This is a genomic window from Escherichia sp. E2661 (assembly GCF_004745185.1).
Classification (GTDB): Bacteria; Pseudomonadota; Gammaproteobacteria; order Enterobacterales; family Enterobacteriaceae; genus Escherichia.
The window spans coordinates 76,170-93,159 of the sequence record NZ_PDIG01000014.1 but is presented as its reverse complement, the minus strand read 5'-3'; the positions used below and the strand labels follow the sequence as shown (position 1 = coordinate 93,159).

The 16,990-nt window shown below is 52.3% G+C and carries 11 protein-coding genes and 6 pseudogenes; all 17 read left to right on the top strand.

Translation table 11 applies throughout. The features are described from left to right. Positions 1-6 precede the first annotated feature (6 nt). The 17 genes and pseudogenes from amiB to CRI63_RS07540 all read left to right on the top strand — a co-directional run bounded on the left by amiB (position 7) and on the right by CRI63_RS07540 (position 16,990). Entirely contained in the window at positions 7-1,344 is a 1,338-nt protein-coding gene (amiB, locus tag CRI63_RS07620; RefSeq protein WP_135519106.1) for an N-acetylmuramoyl-L-alanine amidase AmiB, read from the top strand. Positions 1,345-1,353: 9 nt separating this feature from the next. Continuing rightward, the gene (gene mutL, locus CRI63_RS07615) at positions 1,354-3,219 is read left to right on the top strand and encodes a DNA mismatch repair endonuclease MutL (RefSeq protein ID WP_135519103.1); all 1,866 of its coding nucleotides are present in this window, start codon (positions 1,354-1,356) and stop codon (positions 3,217-3,219) included. Beyond that, positions 3,212-4,161 (top strand): annotated as a pseudogene (gene miaA / locus CRI63_RS07610) (tRNA (adenosine(37)-N6)-dimethylallyltransferase MiaA). Before mutL ends, miaA begins: the two are co-directional and overlap by 8 nt. 85 nt (positions 4,162-4,246) lie before the next feature. Beyond that, positions 4,247-4,555: an RNA chaperone Hfq gene (gene hfq, locus CRI63_RS07605; protein WP_001051883.1), complete on the top strand. Its 309-nt coding sequence runs from the start codon at positions 4,247-4,249 to the stop codon at positions 4,553-4,555. Positions 4,556-4,631: 76 nt separating this feature from the next. After that, positions 4,632-5,912: a ribosome rescue GTPase HflX gene (gene hflX, locus CRI63_RS07600; RefSeq protein WP_135519101.1), complete on the top strand. Its 1,281-nt coding sequence runs from the start codon at positions 4,632-4,634 to the stop codon at positions 5,910-5,912. An 85-nt stretch (positions 5,913-5,997) separates the two neighbouring features. Next, positions 5,998-7,257: an FtsH protease activity modulator HflK gene (gene hflK, locus CRI63_RS07595; RefSeq protein WP_000312488.1), complete on the top strand. Its 1,260-nt coding sequence runs from the start codon at positions 5,998-6,000 to the stop codon at positions 7,255-7,257. A 2-nt stretch (positions 7,258-7,259) separates the two neighbouring features. After that, positions 7,260-8,264, top strand: a complete 1,005-nt coding sequence (gene hflC, locus CRI63_RS07590; protein ID WP_001232411.1) for a protease modulator HflC — start codon at positions 7,260-7,262, stop codon at positions 8,262-8,264. A gap of 81 nt (positions 8,265-8,345) precedes the next feature. Beyond that, positions 8,346-8,544: pseudogene (locus CRI63_RS07585) on the top strand (DUF2065 domain-containing protein). Positions 8,545-8,647: 103 nt separating this feature from the next. Further along, positions 8,648-9,946, top strand: a complete 1,299-nt coding sequence (purA, locus tag CRI63_RS07580; RefSeq protein ID WP_000527963.1) for an adenylosuccinate synthase — start codon at positions 8,648-8,650, stop codon at positions 9,944-9,946. Positions 9,947-10,152: 206 nt separating this feature from the next. Next, a pseudogene (nsrR, locus tag CRI63_RS07575) lies at positions 10,153-10,577 on the top strand (nitric oxide-sensing transcriptional repressor NsrR). A 38-nt stretch (positions 10,578-10,615) separates the two neighbouring features. Continuing rightward, positions 10,616-13,045 (top strand): annotated as a pseudogene (rnr, locus tag CRI63_RS07570) (ribonuclease R); the annotation flags it as partial. Between the two features lie 193 nt (positions 13,046-13,238). Beyond that, positions 13,239-13,970 carry a 23S rRNA (guanosine(2251)-2'-O)-methyltransferase RlmB gene (rlmB, locus tag CRI63_RS07565; RefSeq protein WP_001293282.1) on the top strand — a complete coding sequence of 244 codons (732 nt, stop codon included), beginning with the start codon at positions 13,239-13,241 and terminating at the stop codon, positions 13,968-13,970. Positions 13,971-14,097: 127 nt separating this feature from the next. After that, positions 14,098-14,499 (top strand): DUF2170 family protein, encoded by a 402-nt coding sequence (locus tag CRI63_RS07560; protein WP_130205993.1) that lies wholly within the window; start codon positions 14,098-14,100, stop codon positions 14,497-14,499. A gap of 18 nt (positions 14,500-14,517) precedes the next feature. After that, positions 14,518-15,216, top strand: a complete 699-nt coding sequence (locus CRI63_RS07555) for a PspA/IM30 family protein (RefSeq protein WP_135519098.1) — start codon at positions 14,518-14,520, stop codon at positions 15,214-15,216. Between the two features lie 50 nt (positions 15,217-15,266). Next, complete coding sequence (locus tag CRI63_RS07550) at positions 15,267-15,926, top strand: YjfK family protein (RefSeq protein ID WP_135519095.1); 660 nt, start codon at positions 15,267-15,269, stop codon at positions 15,924-15,926. A gap of 17 nt (positions 15,927-15,943) precedes the next feature. Beyond that, positions 15,944-16,343: pseudogene (locus CRI63_RS07545) on the top strand (DUF350 domain-containing protein). A 9-nt stretch (positions 16,344-16,352) separates the two neighbouring features. Then, positions 16,353-16,990 (top strand): annotated as a pseudogene (locus CRI63_RS07540) (DUF1190 domain-containing protein).

Here is a 16,990-nt window from a genome sequence, read left to right as displayed (position 1 = left end):
GGCGGGATGATGTATCGCATCAGAAATTGGTTGGTTGCGACGTTGGTGCTGCTGTGCGCGCAGGCTGGCGCCGCGACGCTCTCTGATATTCAGGTTTCTAACGGCAACCAACAGGCGCGGATAACGTTGAGTTTTATTGGCGAGCCTGACTATGCGTTTAGCCATCAAGGTAAACGCACCGTGGCACTCGATATCAAACAATCGGGCGTGATTCAGGGGCTGCCGTTGTTGTTCAGCGGTAATAATCTGGTGAAGGCAATTCGCTCTGGAACGCCTAAAGATGCACAAACGTTGCGGCTGGTGGTCGATCTTACCGAAAACGGTAAAACCGAAGCGGTGAAGCGGCAGAATGGCAGCAATTACACCGTCGTCTTTACGATTAACGCCGATGCGCCACCGCCGCCTCCGCCGCCGCCAGTGGTTGCGAAACGCGTTGAAACGCCTGCGGTTGTCGCACCGCGCGTTAGCGAACCGGCGCGCAATCCGTTTAAAACAGAAAGCAACCGTACCACGGGGGTTATCAGCAGCAATACGGTAACGCGTCCGGCAGCGCGCGCGACGGCTAACACTGGCGATAAAATTGTCATCGCTATTGATGCTGGACACGGCGGTCAGGACCCTGGCGCTATCGGCCCTGGTGGTACACGGGAGAAAAATGTCACCATCGCCATTGCGCGTAAATTACGTACCTTGCTCAATAACGATCCGATGTTTAAGGGCGTTTTAACCCGTGACGGGGATTACTTTATCTCGGTGATGGGGCGCAGTGATGTGGCACGTAAGCAAAACGCCAATTTCCTTGTGTCGATTCATGCCGATGCCGCACCAAACCGTAGTGCCACCGGTGCCTCTGTATGGGTGCTCTCAAACCGTCGCGCCAACAGCGAAATGGCAAGCTGGCTGGAACAGCATGAGAAGCAGTCGGAGCTGCTGGGCGGGGCGGGTGATGTGCTGGCGAACAGTCAGGCCGACCCGTACCTAAGCCAGGCGGTGCTGGATTTACAATTCGGTCATTCCCAGCGGGTAGGGTATGATGTGGCGACCAATATGATCAGTCAGTTGCAACGCATTGGCGAAATTCATAAACGCCGACCAGAACACGCCAGTCTCGGCGTTCTGCGTTCGCCGGATATCCCGTCAGTACTGGTCGAAACTGGTTTTATCAGCAATAACAGCGAAGAACGTTTGCTGGCGAGCGACGATTACCAACAACAACTGGCAGAAGCCATTTACAACGGCCTGCGCAACTACTTCCTTGCGCATCCAATGCAGTCTGCGCCGCAGGGTGCAACGGCACAAACTGCCAGTACGGTGACGACGCCAGATCGCACGCTGCCAAACTAAGGATTATTGATGCCAATTCAGGTCTTACCGCCACAACTGGCGAACCAGATTGCCGCAGGTGAGGTGGTCGAGCGACCTGCGTCGGTAGTCAAAGAACTGGTGGAAAACAGCCTCGATGCCGGCGCGACGCGTATCGATATTGATATCGAACGCGGTGGGGCGAAACTTATCCGCATTCGTGATAACGGCTGCGGTATCAAAAAAGATGAGCTGGCGCTGGCGCTGGCTCGTCATGCCACCAGTAAAATCGCCTCTCTGGACGATCTCGAAGCTATTATCAGCCTGGGCTTTCGCGGTGAGGCGCTGGCGAGTATCAGTTCGGTTTCCCGTCTGACGCTCACTTCGCGTACCGCGGAGCAGCAGGAGGCCTGGCAGGCTTATGCCGAAGGGCGCGATATGGACGTGACGGTTAAACCGGCGGCGCATCCGGTGGGTACGACGCTGGAAGTGCTGGACCTGTTCTACAACACCCCGGCGCGGCGCAAATTCTTGCGCACCGAGAAAACCGAATTTAACCATATCGATGAAATCATCCGTCGCATCGCGCTGGCGCGTTTCGACGTCACTATCAACCTGTCGCATAACGGCAAAATCGTACGCCAGTACCGCGCAGTGCCGGAAGGCGGGCAAAAAGAGCGGCGCTTAGGCGCGATTTGCGGCACCGCTTTTCTCGAACATGCGCTGGCGATCGAATGGCAACACGGCGATCTCACGCTGCGTGGCTGGGTGGCTGATCCGAATCACATCACGCCCGCACTGGCAGAAATTCAGTATTGCTACGTAAATGGGCGCATGATGCGCGATCGCCTGATTAATCACGCGATCCGCCAGGCCTGCGAAGACAAACTGGGCGCCGATCAGCAACCGGCGTTTGTGCTGTATCTGGAGATTGACCCGCATCAGGTGGACGTCAACGTGCACCCCGCCAAACACGAAGTGCGTTTCCATCAGTCGCGTCTGGTGCATGACTTTATCTATCAGGGCGTGCTGAGCGTGCTACAACAGCAGCTGGAAACGCCTTTGCCGTTGGAAGATAACGCCCAGTCAGCACCGCGCCATATACCTGAAAACCGCGTGGCAGCAGGGCGTAATCACTTTGCTGAACCGGCAGTTCGTGAGCCAGTGGCTCCGCGTTACTCTCCGTCTTCATCTCCTGCGCCTGCAACAAGTAGCGGTAGCCGTCAGGCTGCCCCGTGGCCGAACGCGCAACCGGGCTACCAGAAACAGCAAGGCGATGTGTATCGCCAGCTTTTGCAAACGCCTGCAGCGATGCACAAACCAAAAGTGCAAGAATCGCAGGAACTTACGCTGGCTGCGAATGGTCAAAGCTTTGGTCGGGTGTTGACTATCGTCCATTCGGACTGTGCGCTGCTGGAACGTGACGGCAATATTTCACTTTTAGCCCTGCCGGTGGCGGAGCGCTGGTTACGTCAGGCGCAGTTAACGCCGGGAGATGCGCCGGTCTGCGCTCAGCCGCTGCTTATTCCGCTGCGGCTAAAAGTCTCTGGTGAAGAAAGAGCGGCCTTAGAAAAAGCGCAGTCTGCACTGGCGGAATTGGGTATTGAATTTCAGTCCGATGCGCAGCATGTGACCATCAGGGCCGTGCCTTTACCCTTACGCCAACAAAATTTACAAATCTTGATTCCTGAACTGATAGGCTACCTGGCGAAGCAGTCCGTATTCGAACCTGGCAATATTGCGCAGTGGATTGCACGAAATCTGATGAGCGAACATGCGCAGTGGCCAATGGCACAGGCCATTACCCTGCTGACGGACGTAGAACGGTTATGTCCGCAGCTTGTGAAAACGCCGCCGGGTGGTCTGTTACAATCTGTTGATTTACATCCGGCGATAAAAGCCCTGAAAGATGAGTGATATCAGTAAGGCGAGCTGCCTAAGGCGATTTTTTTAATGGGGCCGACGGCCTCCGGTAAAACGGCGTTAGCTATTGAGCTGCGTAAAATTTTACCAGTAGAGTTGATAAGCGTTGATTCTGCCCTTATTTACAAAGGGATGGATATCGGGACGGCGAAGCCGAACGCTGAAGAATTACTCGCTGCGCCGCACCGATTGCTGGATATTCGCGATCCGTCGCAGGCTTATTCGGCCGCTGATTTTCGCCGCGATGCGCTGGCGGAGATGGCCGATATCACGGCGGCGGGGCGGATCCCACTGTTAGTGGGCGGTACGATGTTGTATTTCAAGGCATTGCTGGAAGGGTTGTCGCCGCTACCGTCGGCGGACCCGGAAGTACGGGCCAGAATTGAGCAACAGGCGGCAGAGCAAGGTTGGGAGTCATTGCATCGTCAACTTCAGGAGGTAGATCCGGTTGCGGCAGCAAGGATTCATCCAAATGATCCACAAAGGCTTTCCCGAGCACTGGAAGTTTTTTTCATTTCGGGTAAAACTTTAACGGAACTGACGCAAACGTCAGGAGACGCTCTACCGTATCAGGTGCATCAGTTCGCCATCGCCCCGGCGAGCCGTGAACTGCTCCATCAACGAATTGAGCAGCGTTTTCATCAGATGTTGGCTTCAGGTTTTGAAGCAGAAGTCCGGGCGCTTTTTGCCCGAGGAGATTTGCATACGGATTTGCCTTCCATTCGTTGCGTGGGTTATCGCCAGATGTGGTCTTACCTTGAAGGCGAAATCTCATACGATGAAATGGTTTATCGAGGTGTTTGCGCCACGAGACAGTTGGCGAAGCGGCAGATAACCTGGCTGCGTGGTTGGGAAGGGGTTCACTGGCTTGACAGTGAAAAACCAGAACAGGCGCGTGACGAAGTATTACAGGTTGTTGGTGCTATCGCAGGCTGAATGTGTACAATTGAGACGTATCGTGCGCAATTTTTTCAGAATCGAAAGGTTCAAAGTACAAATAAGCATATAAGGAAAAGAGAGAATGGCTAAGGGGCAATCTTTACAAGATCCGTTCCTGAACGCACTGCGTCGGGAACGTGTTCCAGTTTCTATTTATTTGGTGAATGGTATTAAGCTGCAAGGACAAATCGAGTCTTTTGATCAGTTCGTGATCCTGTTGAAAAACACGGTCAGCCAGATGGTTTATAAGCACGCGATTTCTACTGTTGTCCCGTCTCGCCCGGTTTCTCATCACAGTAACAACGCCGGTGGCGGTACCAGCAGTAACTACCATCATGGTAGCAGCGCGCAGAATACTTCCGCGCAACAGGACAGCGAAGAAACCGAATAAGGTTTCGGGCTGTTTTTTTTACACGGGGAGCCAGCGATCCTGCGTTCCCCGCTGATCTATTTAGAGGGTTATACGCTTGTTTGACCGTTATGATGCTGGTGAGCAGGCGGTACTGGTACACATCTATTTTACGCAAGACAAAGATATGGAAGACCTCCAGGAGTTTGAATCTCTGGTTTCTTCCGCCGGTGTCGAAGCATTGCAGGTGATTACCGGTAGCCGTAAAGCGCCGCACCCAAAGTATTTTGTAGGTGAAGGTAAAGCAGTTGAAATTGCGGAAGCCGTAAAAGCGACGGGTGCTTCGGTCGTTCTTTTTGACCATGCCCTGAGCCCGGCGCAGGAGCGTAACCTGGAGCGTTTGTGCGAGTGTCGTGTTATCGACCGCACCGGCCTTATTTTAGATATTTTCGCCCAACGTGCGCGTACCCATGAGGGTAAGTTGCAGGTTGAGCTGGCGCAGCTGCGCCATCTGGCTACGCGCCTGGTGCGTGGCTGGACCCACCTTGAAAGACAGAAAGGCGGGATCGGTTTGCGTGGTCCGGGTGAAACCCAGCTCGAAACCGACCGTCGTTTGTTGCGTAATCGCATCGTACAGATACAGTCGCGCCTGGAAAGAGTTGAAAAGCAGCGTGAGCAGGGGCGGCAATCACGTATCAAAGCCGACGTCCCTACTGTTTCGCTGGTGGGATATACCAACGCCGGTAAATCTACCCTTTTCAATCGCATCACCGAAGCGCGGGTCTACGCGGCAGACCAGTTGTTTGCCACCCTCGACCCGACGTTGCGGCGTATTGACGTCGCGGATGTCGGTGAAACCGTGCTGGCAGATACCGTAGGGTTTATTCGCCACCTGCCGCACGATCTGGTGGCGGCGTTTAAAGCCACGTTGCAAGAGACGCGGCAAGCCACATTGCTGCTGCATGTGATTGATGCGGCGGATGTGCGTGTACAAGAAAACATCGAAGCGGTGAATACGGTTCTTGAAGAGATCGATGCTCACGAGATCCCAACTCTGCTGGTGATGAACAAGATCGATATGCTGGAAGATTCCGAACCGCGTATTGATCGGGACGAAGAGAACAAACCGATCCGTGTCTGGCTTTCCGCACAGACCGGAGCGGGGATACCACAGCTTTTTCAGGCTTTGACGGAGCGGCTTTCCGGCGAGGTGGCGCAGCATACATTGCGTCTGCCACCGCAGGAAGGGCGTCTGAGAAGTCGTTTTTATCAGCTTCAGGCAATAGAAAAAGAGTGGATGGAGGAAGACGGCAGCGTAAGTCTGCAAGTTCGTATGCCGATCGTTGACTGGCGTCGCCTCTGTAAACAAGAACCGACGTTGATCGATTACCTGATCTAACGGCGTAGCGTCTGAAGCGTGGAGTCATATCCTCTGGCGTCGAAAGACAACAGGGATCACCGCATAACAAATATGGAGCACAAACATGGCGTGGAATCAGCCCGGTAATAACGGACAAGACCGCGACCCGTGGGGAAGCAGCAAACCTGGCGGCAACTCTGAGGGAAATGGAAACAAAGGCGGTCGCGATCAAGGGCCACCTGATTTAGATGATATCTTCCGCAAACTGAGCAAAAAGCTCGGTGGTCTGGGCGGCGGTAAAGGCACCGGATCTGGCGGTGGCAGTTCATCGCAAGGCCCGCGCCCGCAGCTTGGCGGTCGTGTCGTTACCATCGCAGCGGCAGCGATTGTCATTATCTGGGCGGCCAGTGGTTTCTACACCATTAAAGAAGCCGAACGCGGCGTGGTAACACGCTTTGGCAAATTCAGCCATCTGGTTGAGCCGGGTCTGAACTGGAAACCGACGTTTATCGACGAAGTCAAACCGGTGAACGTGGAAGCCGTGCGTGAACTGGCCGCTTCTGGTGTGATGCTGACGTCGGACGAGAACGTGGTGCGCGTTGAGATGAACGTGCAGTACCGCGTCACTAATCCGGAAAAATACCTGTATAGCGTGACCAGCCCGGATGACAGCCTGCGTCAGGCTACCGACAGCGCCCTGCGTGGGGTTATCGGTAAATACACTATGGACCGCATTCTGACGGAAGGTCGTACCGTGATTCGTAGCGATACTCAGCGCGAACTGGAAGAGACTATCCGCCCGTATGACATGGGTATCACGCTACTGGACGTCAACTTCCAGGCTGCTCGTCCGCCGGAAGAAGTAAAAGCGGCGTTTGATGATGCGATTGCCGCGCGTGAAAACGAACAGCAATACATTCGTGAAGCAGAAGCGTATACCAACGAAGTTCAGCCGCGTGCGAACGGTCAGGCGCAACGTATCCTCGAAGAGGCGCGTGCGTACAAGGCCCAGACCATCCTGGAAGCTCAGGGTGAAGTGGCGCGCTTTGCTAAACTTCTGCCGGAATATAAAGCCGCGCCGGAAATTACTCGCGAGCGTCTGTATATCGAGACGATGGAAAAAGTGTTGGGCAACACCCGCAAAGTGCTGGTTAACGATAAAGGTGGCAACCTGATGGTTCTGCCGTTAGACCAGATGCTGAAAGGTGGTAACGCCCCTGCGGCGAAGAGCGATAACGGTGCCAGCAATCTGCTGCGTCTGCCGCCAGCCTCTTCCTCCACAACCAGTGGAGCAAGCAACACGTCGTCCACCAGTCAGGGCGATATTATGGACCAACGCCGCGCCAACGCGCAGCGTAACGACTACCAGCGTCAGGGGGAATAACGATGCGTAAGTCAGTTATCGCGATTATCATCATCGTGCTGGTAGTGCTTTACATGTCTGTCTTTGTCGTCAAAGAAGGTGAGCGCGGTATTACGCTGCGTTTTGGTAAGGTACTGCGTGACGATGACAACAAACCTCTGGTTTATGAGCCGGGTCTGCATTTCAAGATACCGTTCATTGAAACGGTGAAAATGCTCGACGCGCGTATTCAGACCATGGACAACCAGGCCGACCGCTTTGTGACCAAAGAGAAGAAAGACCTGATCGTCGACTCTTACATCAAATGGCGCATCAGCGATTTCAGCCGTTACTACCTGGCAACGGGCGGTGGCGACATTTCGCAAGCGGAAGTGCTGTTGAAACGTAAGTTCTCTGACCGTCTGCGTTCTGAAATTGGTCGCCTGGATGTGAAAGACATCGTCACCGATTCCCGTGGTCGTCTGACCCTCGAAGTGCGTGACGCGCTGAACTCTGGTTCTGCGGGTACAGAAGATGAAGTTACTACCCCGGCAGCAGATAACGCCATTGCCGAAGCGGCAGAGCGCGTAACGGCTGAGACGAAGGGCAAAGTTCCGGTCATTAACCCGAACAGTATGGCGGCGCTGGGTATTGAAGTTGTCGATGTGCGTATCAAGCAGATCAACCTGCCGACCGAAGTGTCTGAAGCGATCTACAACCGTATGCGCGCCGAGCGTGAAGCGGTAGCGCGTCGTCATCGTTCACAAGGTCAGGAAGAAGCAGAAAAACTGCGTGCGACTGCTGACTATGAAGTCACCAGAACGCTGGCAGAAGCAGAACGTCAGGGCCGTATCATGCGCGGTGAAGGTGATGCCGAAGCTGCCAAGCTGTTTGCAGACGCATTCAGCAAGGATCCAGACTTCTACGCGTTCATTCGTAGCCTGCGTGCTTATGAGAACAGCTTCTCTGGCAATCAGGACGTGATGGTCATGAGCCCGGACAGCGATTTCTTCCGCTATATGAAGACGCCGAGCTCCGCGACGCGTTAATATAACGACCGCGGTACAGGTCAATAAAGCCACCGCATCCTCAGGGATGTCGGTGGTTTTCTTTTTCTATAAGGATAATGAATGAATTCGACAATCTGGCTGGCGCTTGCCCTGGTTTTAGTGTTGGAAGGTTTAGGGCCGATGCTTTACCCGAAGGCATGGAAGAAGATGATCTCCGCAATGACTAATTTACCCGATAATATTTTACGTCGTTTTTGGCGGTGGACTTGTGGTTGCGGGCGTTGTGGTCTACTACATGTTGAGGAAAACGATTGGCTGAGCAAAAAATAGGCTGACTAAGGTCATTTTTGGATGCAAAAAGTGCTGTAACTCTGAAAAAGCGATGGTAGAATCCATTTTTAAGCAAACGGTGATTTTGAAAAATGGGTAACAACGTCGTCGTACTGGGCACCCAATGGGGTGACGAAGGTAAAGGTAAGATCGTCGATCTTCTGACTGAACGGGCTAAATATGTTGTACGCTACCAGGGCGGTCACAACGCAGGCCATACTCTCGTAATCAACGGTGAAAAAACCGTTCTCCATCTTATTCCATCAGGTATTCTCCGCGAGAATGTAACCAGCATCATCGGTAACGGTGTTGTGCTGTCTCCGGCCGCGCTGATGAAAGAGATGAAAGAACTGGAAGACCGTGGCATCCCCGTTCGTGAGCGTCTGCTACTGTCCGAAGCATGTCCGCTGATCCTTGATTATCACGTTGCGCTGGATAACGCGCGTGAGAAAGCGCGTGGCGCGAAAGCGATCGGCACCACCGGTCGTGGTATCGGGCCTGCTTATGAAGATAAAGTGGCACGTCGCGGTCTGCGTGTTGGCGACCTTTTCGACAAAGAAACCTTCGCTGAAAAACTGAAAGAAGTGATGGAATATCACAACTTCCAGTTGGTTAACTATTACAAAGTTGAAGCAGTTGATTACCAGAAAGTTCTGGATGATACGATGGCTGTTGCCGACATCCTGACTTCTATGGTGGTTGACGTTTCTGACCTGCTCGACCAGGCGCGTCAGCGTGGCGATTTCGTCATGTTCGAAGGTGCGCAGGGTACGCTGCTGGATATCGACCACGGTACTTATCCGTACGTAACTTCTTCCAACACCACTGCTGGTGGCGTGGCGACCGGTTCCGGCCTGGGCCCGCGTTATGTTGATTACGTTCTGGGTATCCTCAAAGCTTACTCAACTCGTGTAGGTGCAGGTCCGTTCCCGACCGAACTGTTTGATGAAACTGGCGAGTTCCTCTGCAAGCAGGGTAACGAATTCGGCGCAACTACGGGTCGTCGTCGTCGTACCGGCTGGCTGGACACCGTTGCCGTTCGTCGTGCGGTACAGCTGAACTCTCTGTCTGGCTTCTGCCTGACCAAACTGGACGTTCTGGATGGCCTGAAAGAGGTGAAACTCTGCGTGGCTTACCGTATGCCGGATGGTCGCGAAGTGACTACCACTCCGCTGGCAGCTGACGACTGGAAAGGTGTAGAGCCGATTTACGAAACCATGCCGGGCTGGTCTGAATCCACCTTCGGCGTGAAAGATCGTAGCGGCCTGCCGCAGGCGGCGCTGAACTACATCAAGCGCATTGAAGAGCTGACCGGTGTACCGATCGATATCATCTCTACCGGCCCGGATCGTACTGAAACCATGATTCTGCGCGACCCGTTCGACGCGTAATTCTGTGACGCCCGGCAGATATTTTGCCTGCTGGGCTAACAGTGTGATACATTGCTGTGTCGGGTAAGCCATTACGCTATCCGACACAGTGTTAAATCCTCGCTTTTTTCCTTCCCCAAACTGAAATAAATTAGCGACACAGCTTGTGGCTGGTTTATCATCAATATAAATGTATTTTTTCCCGATTTCCCTTTTTTGAGGTTGATGTGCAGTTAACGAGTTTCACTGATTACGGATTACGCGCGCTGATCTACATGGCATCATTGCCAGAAGGGCGGATGACCAGTATTTCTGAAGTGACTGACGTCTACGGCGTCTCCCGTAATCATATGGTCAAAATAATCAATCAACTTAGTCGTGCCGGCTACGTGACTGCTGTTCGTGGAAAAAATGGCGGCATTCGCTGGGTAAACCGGCGAGTGCGATACGTATTGGTGATGTGGTGCGCGAGCTGGAACCTTTATCGCTGGTGAATTGCAGTAGTGAGTTTTGCCACATTACACCTGCCTGTCGGTTGAAACAGGCACTTTCTAAGGCCGTGCAAAGTTTTCTTACGGAACTGGATAACTACACGCTTGCCGATTTGGTTGAAGAGAATCAACCGCTTTATAAATTATTGCTGGTGGAGTGACGAAAATCTTCATCAGAGATGACAACGGAGGAACCGAGATGTCACAAGATCCTTTCCAGGAACGCGAAGCTGAAAAATACGCGAATCCCATCCCTAGTCGGGAATTTATCCTCGAACATTTAACCAAACGAGAAAAACCGGCCAGCCGTGATGAGCTGGCGGTAGAACTGCACATTGAAGGCGAAGAGCAGCTTGAAGGCCTGCGTCGCCGCCTGCGCGCGATGGAGCGCGATGGTCAACTGGTCTTCACTCGCCGTCAGTGCTATGCGCTGCCGGAACGCCTCGACCTGGTGAAAGGTACCGTTATTGGCCACCGTGATGGCTACGGCTTTCTGCGGGTTGAAGGACGTAAAGATGATTTGTATCTCTCCAGCGAGCAGATGAAAACCTGCATTCATGGCGATCAGGTGCTGGCGCAGCCGCTGGGCGCTGACCGTAAAGGTCGTCGTGAAGCGCGTATTGTTCGCGTACTGGTGCCAAAAACCAGCCAGATTGTTGGTCGCTACTTTACCGAAGCGGGCGTGGGCTTTGTGGTTCCTGACGACAGCCGTCTGAGCTTCGATATCTTAATCCCGCCCGATCAGATCATGGGCGCGCGGATGGGCTTTGTGGTGGTTGTTGAACTGACCCAACGCCCGACTCGTCGTACCAAAGCGGTGGGTAAAATCGTCGAAGTCCTTGGCGATAATATGGGTACCGGCATGGCGGTTGATATCGCTCTGCGTACTCATGAAATTCCGTACATCTGGCCGCAGGCTGTTGAGCAACAGGTTGCCGGGCTGAAAGAAGAAGTGCCGGAAGAAGCAAAAGCGGGTCGTGTCGATCTGCGCGATTTACCGCTGGTCACCATTGATGGCGAAGATGCCCGTGACTTTGACGATGCAGTTTACTGCGAGAAAAAACGCGGCGGCGGTTGGCGTTTATGGGTCGCGATTGCCGACGTCAGCTACTATGTGCGTCCGCCAACACCGCTGGACAGCGAAGCGCGTAACCGTGGTACGTCTGTGTATTTCCCTTCGCAGGTTATCCCGATGCTGCCGGAAGTGCTCTCTAACGGCCTGTGCTCGCTCAACCCGCAGGTAGACCGCCTGTGTATGGTGTGCGAGATGACCATTTCGTCGAAAGGCCGCCTGACTGGCTACAAATTCTATGAAGCGGTGATGAGCTCTCACGCGCGTCTGACCTACACCAAAGTCTGGCATATTCTGCAGGGCGATCAGGATCTGCGCGAGCAGTACGCGCCGCTGGTTAAGCATCTCGAAGAGTTGCATAACCTCTATAAAGTGCTAGATAAAGCCCGTGAAGAACGCGGTGGGATCTCATTTGAGAGCGAAGAAGCGAAGTTCATTTTCAACGCTGAACGCCGTATTGAGCGTATCGAACAGACCCAACGGAACGACGCACACAAGTTAATTGAAGAGTGCATGATTCTGGCGAATATCTCGGCGGCGCGTTTCGTTGAGAAAGCCAAAGAACCGGCATTGTTCCGTATTCACGACAAGCCGAGCACCGAAGCGATTACCTCTTTCCGTTCAGTGCTGGCGGAGTTGGGGCTGGAACTGCCGGGCGGTAACAAGCCGGAACCGCGTGACTACGCGGAACTGCTGGAGTCGGTTGCCGATCGTCCTGATGCAGAAATGCTGCAAACCATGCTGCTACGCTCGATGAAACAGGCGATTTACGATCCGGAAAACCGTGGTCACTTCGGTCTGGCATTGCAGTCCTATGCGCACTTCACTTCGCCGATTCGTCGTTATCCTGACCTGACGCTGCACCGCGCCATTAAGTATCTGCTGGCGAAAGAGCAGGGGCATCAGGGCAACACCACTGAAACCGGCGGCTACCATTATTCGATGGAAGAGATGCTGCAACTGGGTCAGCACTGTTCGATGGCGGAACGTCGTGCCGACGAAGCAACGCGCGATGTGGCTGACTGGCTGAAGTGTGACTTCATGCTCGACCAGGTGGGCAACGTCTTTAAAGGCGTTATTGCCAGCGTCACCGGCTTTGGCTTCTTTGTTCGTCTCGACGACCTGTTCATTGATGGTCTGGTCCACGTCTCTTCGCTGGACAATGACTACTATCGCTTTGATCAGGTGGGTCAACGGCTGATGGGCGAATCCAGCGGCCAGACTTATCGCCTGGGCGATCGCGTGGAAGTTCGCGTCGAAGCGGTTAATATGGACGAGCGCAAAATCGACTTTAGCCTGATCTCCAGCGAACGCGCTCCGCGCAACGTCGGTAAAACGGCGCGCGAGAAAGCGAAAAAAGGCGATGCAGTCAAAAAAGGCGGCAAGCGTCGTCAGGTCGGTAAAAAGGTAAACTTTGAGCCAGACAGTGCCTTCCGCGGCGAGAAAAAACCGAAGCCGAAAGCGGCGAAGAAAGACGCGAGAAAAGCGAAAAAGCCATCGGCGAAAACGCAGAAAATAGCCGCAGCGACCAAAGCGAAGCGTGCGGCGAAAGAAAAAAGTGGCAGAGTGATCAATATCCTCTTCAAACAGAAGAGGGTTAGATTGCTGACAAAATGCGCTTTGTTCATGCCGGATGCGGCGTGAACGCCTTATCCGGCCTACATAATCACGCAAATTCAATATATTGCAGAGATCATGTAGGCCGGATAAACGTAGTGCATCAGGCAAAACGTAAACAACGAGTACATTAATGAGCGAAATGATTTACGGCATCCACGCAGTGCAGGCCCTGCTGGAGCGCGCCCCTGAACGTTTTCAGGAAGTCTTTATTTTAAAAGGCCGTGAAGATAAACGTCTGTTACCGCTGATCCACGCCCTTGAGTCCCAGGGCGTGGTTATCCAGTTGGCAAACCGCCAATATCTCGACGAGAAAAGCGACGGTGCCGTGCATCAGGGCATTATCGCCCGTGTGAAGCCAGGACGGCAGTATCAGGAAAACGATCTGCCAGATCTGATCGCTTCGCTCGATCAACCGTTCCTGCTGATCCTCGACGGTGTAACCGATCCGCACAACCTCGGCGCGTGCCTGCGTAGCGCGGACGCTGCTGGCGTTCACGCGGTGATTGTGCCGAAAGATCGCTCCGCACAGCTCAACGCCACGGCGAAAAAAGTAGCCTGCGGCGCGGCAGAAAGCGTTCCGCTGATTCGGGTGACTAACCTTGCGCGCACCATGCGTATGTTGCAGGAAGAGAATATCTGGATCGTCGGTACGGCAGGCGAGGCGGATCATACACTCTATCAGAGCAAAATGACCGGACGCTTGGCGCTGGTGATGGGCGCGGAAGGTGAAGGTATGCGTCGCCTGACCCGTGAACATTGCGACGAGTTGATCAGCATCCCAATGGCAGGAAGTGTTTCTTCGCTGAACGTTTCGGTTGCGACCGGAATTTGCTTATTTGAAGCGGTTCGCCAGCGCAGCTAATCCCTCTGATTTAAGAAAAACCATCCAGATTTGGATGGTTTTTTTTTTATCTATAGCTGGTAAGATAATTACGATCTATAAATATTCACCTTACTAATAATTAAATTTAATATATATGGAATAATATATGATATGGAATCCGTTGGCGCTGGCGACTGCGTTACAAGCTGTACCTAAACAAAATATTGATGTAACAAATAGTGAAAATGCATTAATTATTAAAATGAATGATTACGGCGATTTGCAAATCAATGTTCTTTTTACTTCTCGCCAGATGATTATCGAAACATTTATTTGTCCGGTAAGCTATATCAATAATCCAAATGAATTTAATACATTCCTTTTAAGAAATCAGAAAATTATGCCGCTATCATCGGTGGGGATCTCCAGCGTGCAACAGGAAGAGTATTACATTGTTTTTGGGGCGTTATCGCTTAAATCTTCTCTTGAAGATATCCTGCTTGAGATAACCTCGCTGGTAGATAATGCATTGGATCTGGCTGAAATTACAGAAGAATATTCACACTAATTACAAGGACGGGTATTTATGGGAATTTTAAAAAGTTTATTTACGCTGGGGAAATCGTTTATCTCCCAGGCGGAAGAATCCATTGAAGAAACCCAGGGCGTGCGCATGCTGGAACAACATATTCGGGACGCCAAAGCTGAACTGGATAAAGCCGGAAAATCTCGCGTCGATCTGCTGGCGCGGGTGAAATTAAGTAACGATAAGCTGAAAGATTTACGCGAGCGTAAAACCAGTCTGGAAGCCCGTGCGCTGGAAGCATTAAGTAAGAACGTTAACCCATCGTTAATTAACGAAGTCGCCGAAGAAATTGCGCGCCTTGAGAATCTTATTACCGCTGAAGAACAGGTGTTGTCGAATCTGGAAGTTTCTCGTGATGGCGTGGAAAAAGCCGTTACGGCAACGGCACAGCGTATTGCCCAATTTGAGCAACAAATGGAAGTCGTTAAAGCGACTGAAGCCATGCAGCGTGCGCAGCAGGCCGTAACGACCTCGACCGTTGGCGCCTCTTCCAGCGTTTCGACAGCGGCAGAGTCATTAAAACGCCTGCAAACGCGTCAGGCTGAACGTCAGGCTCGACTGGATGCCGCCGCACAGCTGGAAAAAGTCGCAGACGGTCGCGACCTTGACGAGAAGCTGGCGGAAGCCGGAATTGGCGGCACCAATAAAAGCAGCGCCCAGGATGTGCTGGCAAGACTGCAACGCCAACAGGGCGAGTAATTTTTTTGCCAGCCTCACTAAAAGGCTGGCTGCTAATTTAAGGATAAAATATGTCTGGTTTTTTCCAGCGCCTGTTTGGTCAGGTTGATAAGCCTGCTATTACTCGCGGTCCGCTGGGACTCCATCTCAATAGTGGCTTTACGCTCGACACATTAGCGTTTCGTTTACTGGAAGATGAATTGCTGATTGCGTTGCCAGGGGAAGAATACACAGTGGCCGCCGTCAGCCACATCGATCTGGGCGGCGGTAGCCAGATTTTCCGCTACTACACTTCGGGCGATGAATTTCTGCAAATCAATACTACTGGCGGCGAAGATATTGATGACATTGATGATATCAAGCTCTTTGTCTACGAAGAGAGCTACGGCATCAGCAAAGAGAGTTACTGGCGCGAGGCGATCAACGCCAAAGCGATGGGGGCGGTGACCTTAAACTGGCAGGAAAAACGCTGGCAGCGATTTTTTAACAGCGAAGAACCGGGAAATATTGAACCCGTCTACATGCTGGAAAAAGTAGAAAATCAAAACCATGCCAAATGGGAGGTCCATAATTTTACCATGGGCTACCAACGGCAAGTGACCGAAGATACTTACGAATATTTGCTGTTAAATGGTGAGGAATCTTTTAACGATCTCGGCGAGCCGGAGTGGTTATTTTCGCGCGCGCTGGGCGTCGATATCCCGCTGACATCACTTAATATTATTGGTTAATTACAGGGACGTTTACGATGCATATACTGGATTCACTTCTTGCTTTTAGCGCCTATTTTTTTATTGGCGTGGCGATGATAATTATTTTTCTGTTTATCTACTCCAAAATTACACCGCACAACGAATGGCAATTAATCAAAAACAATAATACCGCGGCGTCACTGGCATTCAGCGGTACATTGTTGGGTTACGTGATCCCCTTATCCAGTGCGGCAATCAATGCGGTGAGCATTCCGGATTATTTCGCCTGGGGCGGGGATTGCACTGGTGATTCAGTTACTCGTTTTTGCTGGTGTCAGACTTTATATGCCCGCATTAAGTGAAAAAATTATTAATCACAATACCGCAGCAGGAATGTTTATGGGAACCGCCGCGCTGGCTGGCGGTATTTTTAACGCAGCTTGTATGACATGGTAATGGACGATCATGGCCAGAAAACGCAAATCAAGAAATAACAGTAAAATTGGTCACGGAGCGATCAGTCGCATTGGTAGACCCAATAATCCTTTTGAGCCGCGTCGCAATCGCTACGCACAAAAATATCTGACCCTGGCGATTATGGGCGGCGCAGTTTTTTAGTGATCAAAGGATGGAGTGAAAGTAGCGATGTCGATAACGACGGTGACGGAACGTTTTATTCGACAGTGCAGGATTGTATTGATGACGGTAATAATGCAGACATTTGCGCGCGTGGCTGGAATAACGCCAAAGCGGCATTTTATGCCGATGTTCCGAAGAATATGACTCAGCAGAATTGTCAGTCTAAGTACGAAAATTGCTACTACGACAATGTTGAACAGAGTTGGATCCCGGTAATATCTGGATTTTTGTTAAGCCGGGTTATTCGTAAAGATCGCGATGAGCAGTTTGTTTATAACAGCGGTGGATCCTCATTTGCTTCCCGCCCCGTCTGGCGCAACACTTCCGGTGATTACTCCTGGCGCTCCGGTTCTGGCAAAAAAGAGTCTTATTCCACGGGCGGCTTTACCACCAAAAAAGCGTCTACCGTTTCGCGCGGCGGCTATGGTCGTTCTTCCAGCGCCCGTGGGCATTGGGGAGGCTAA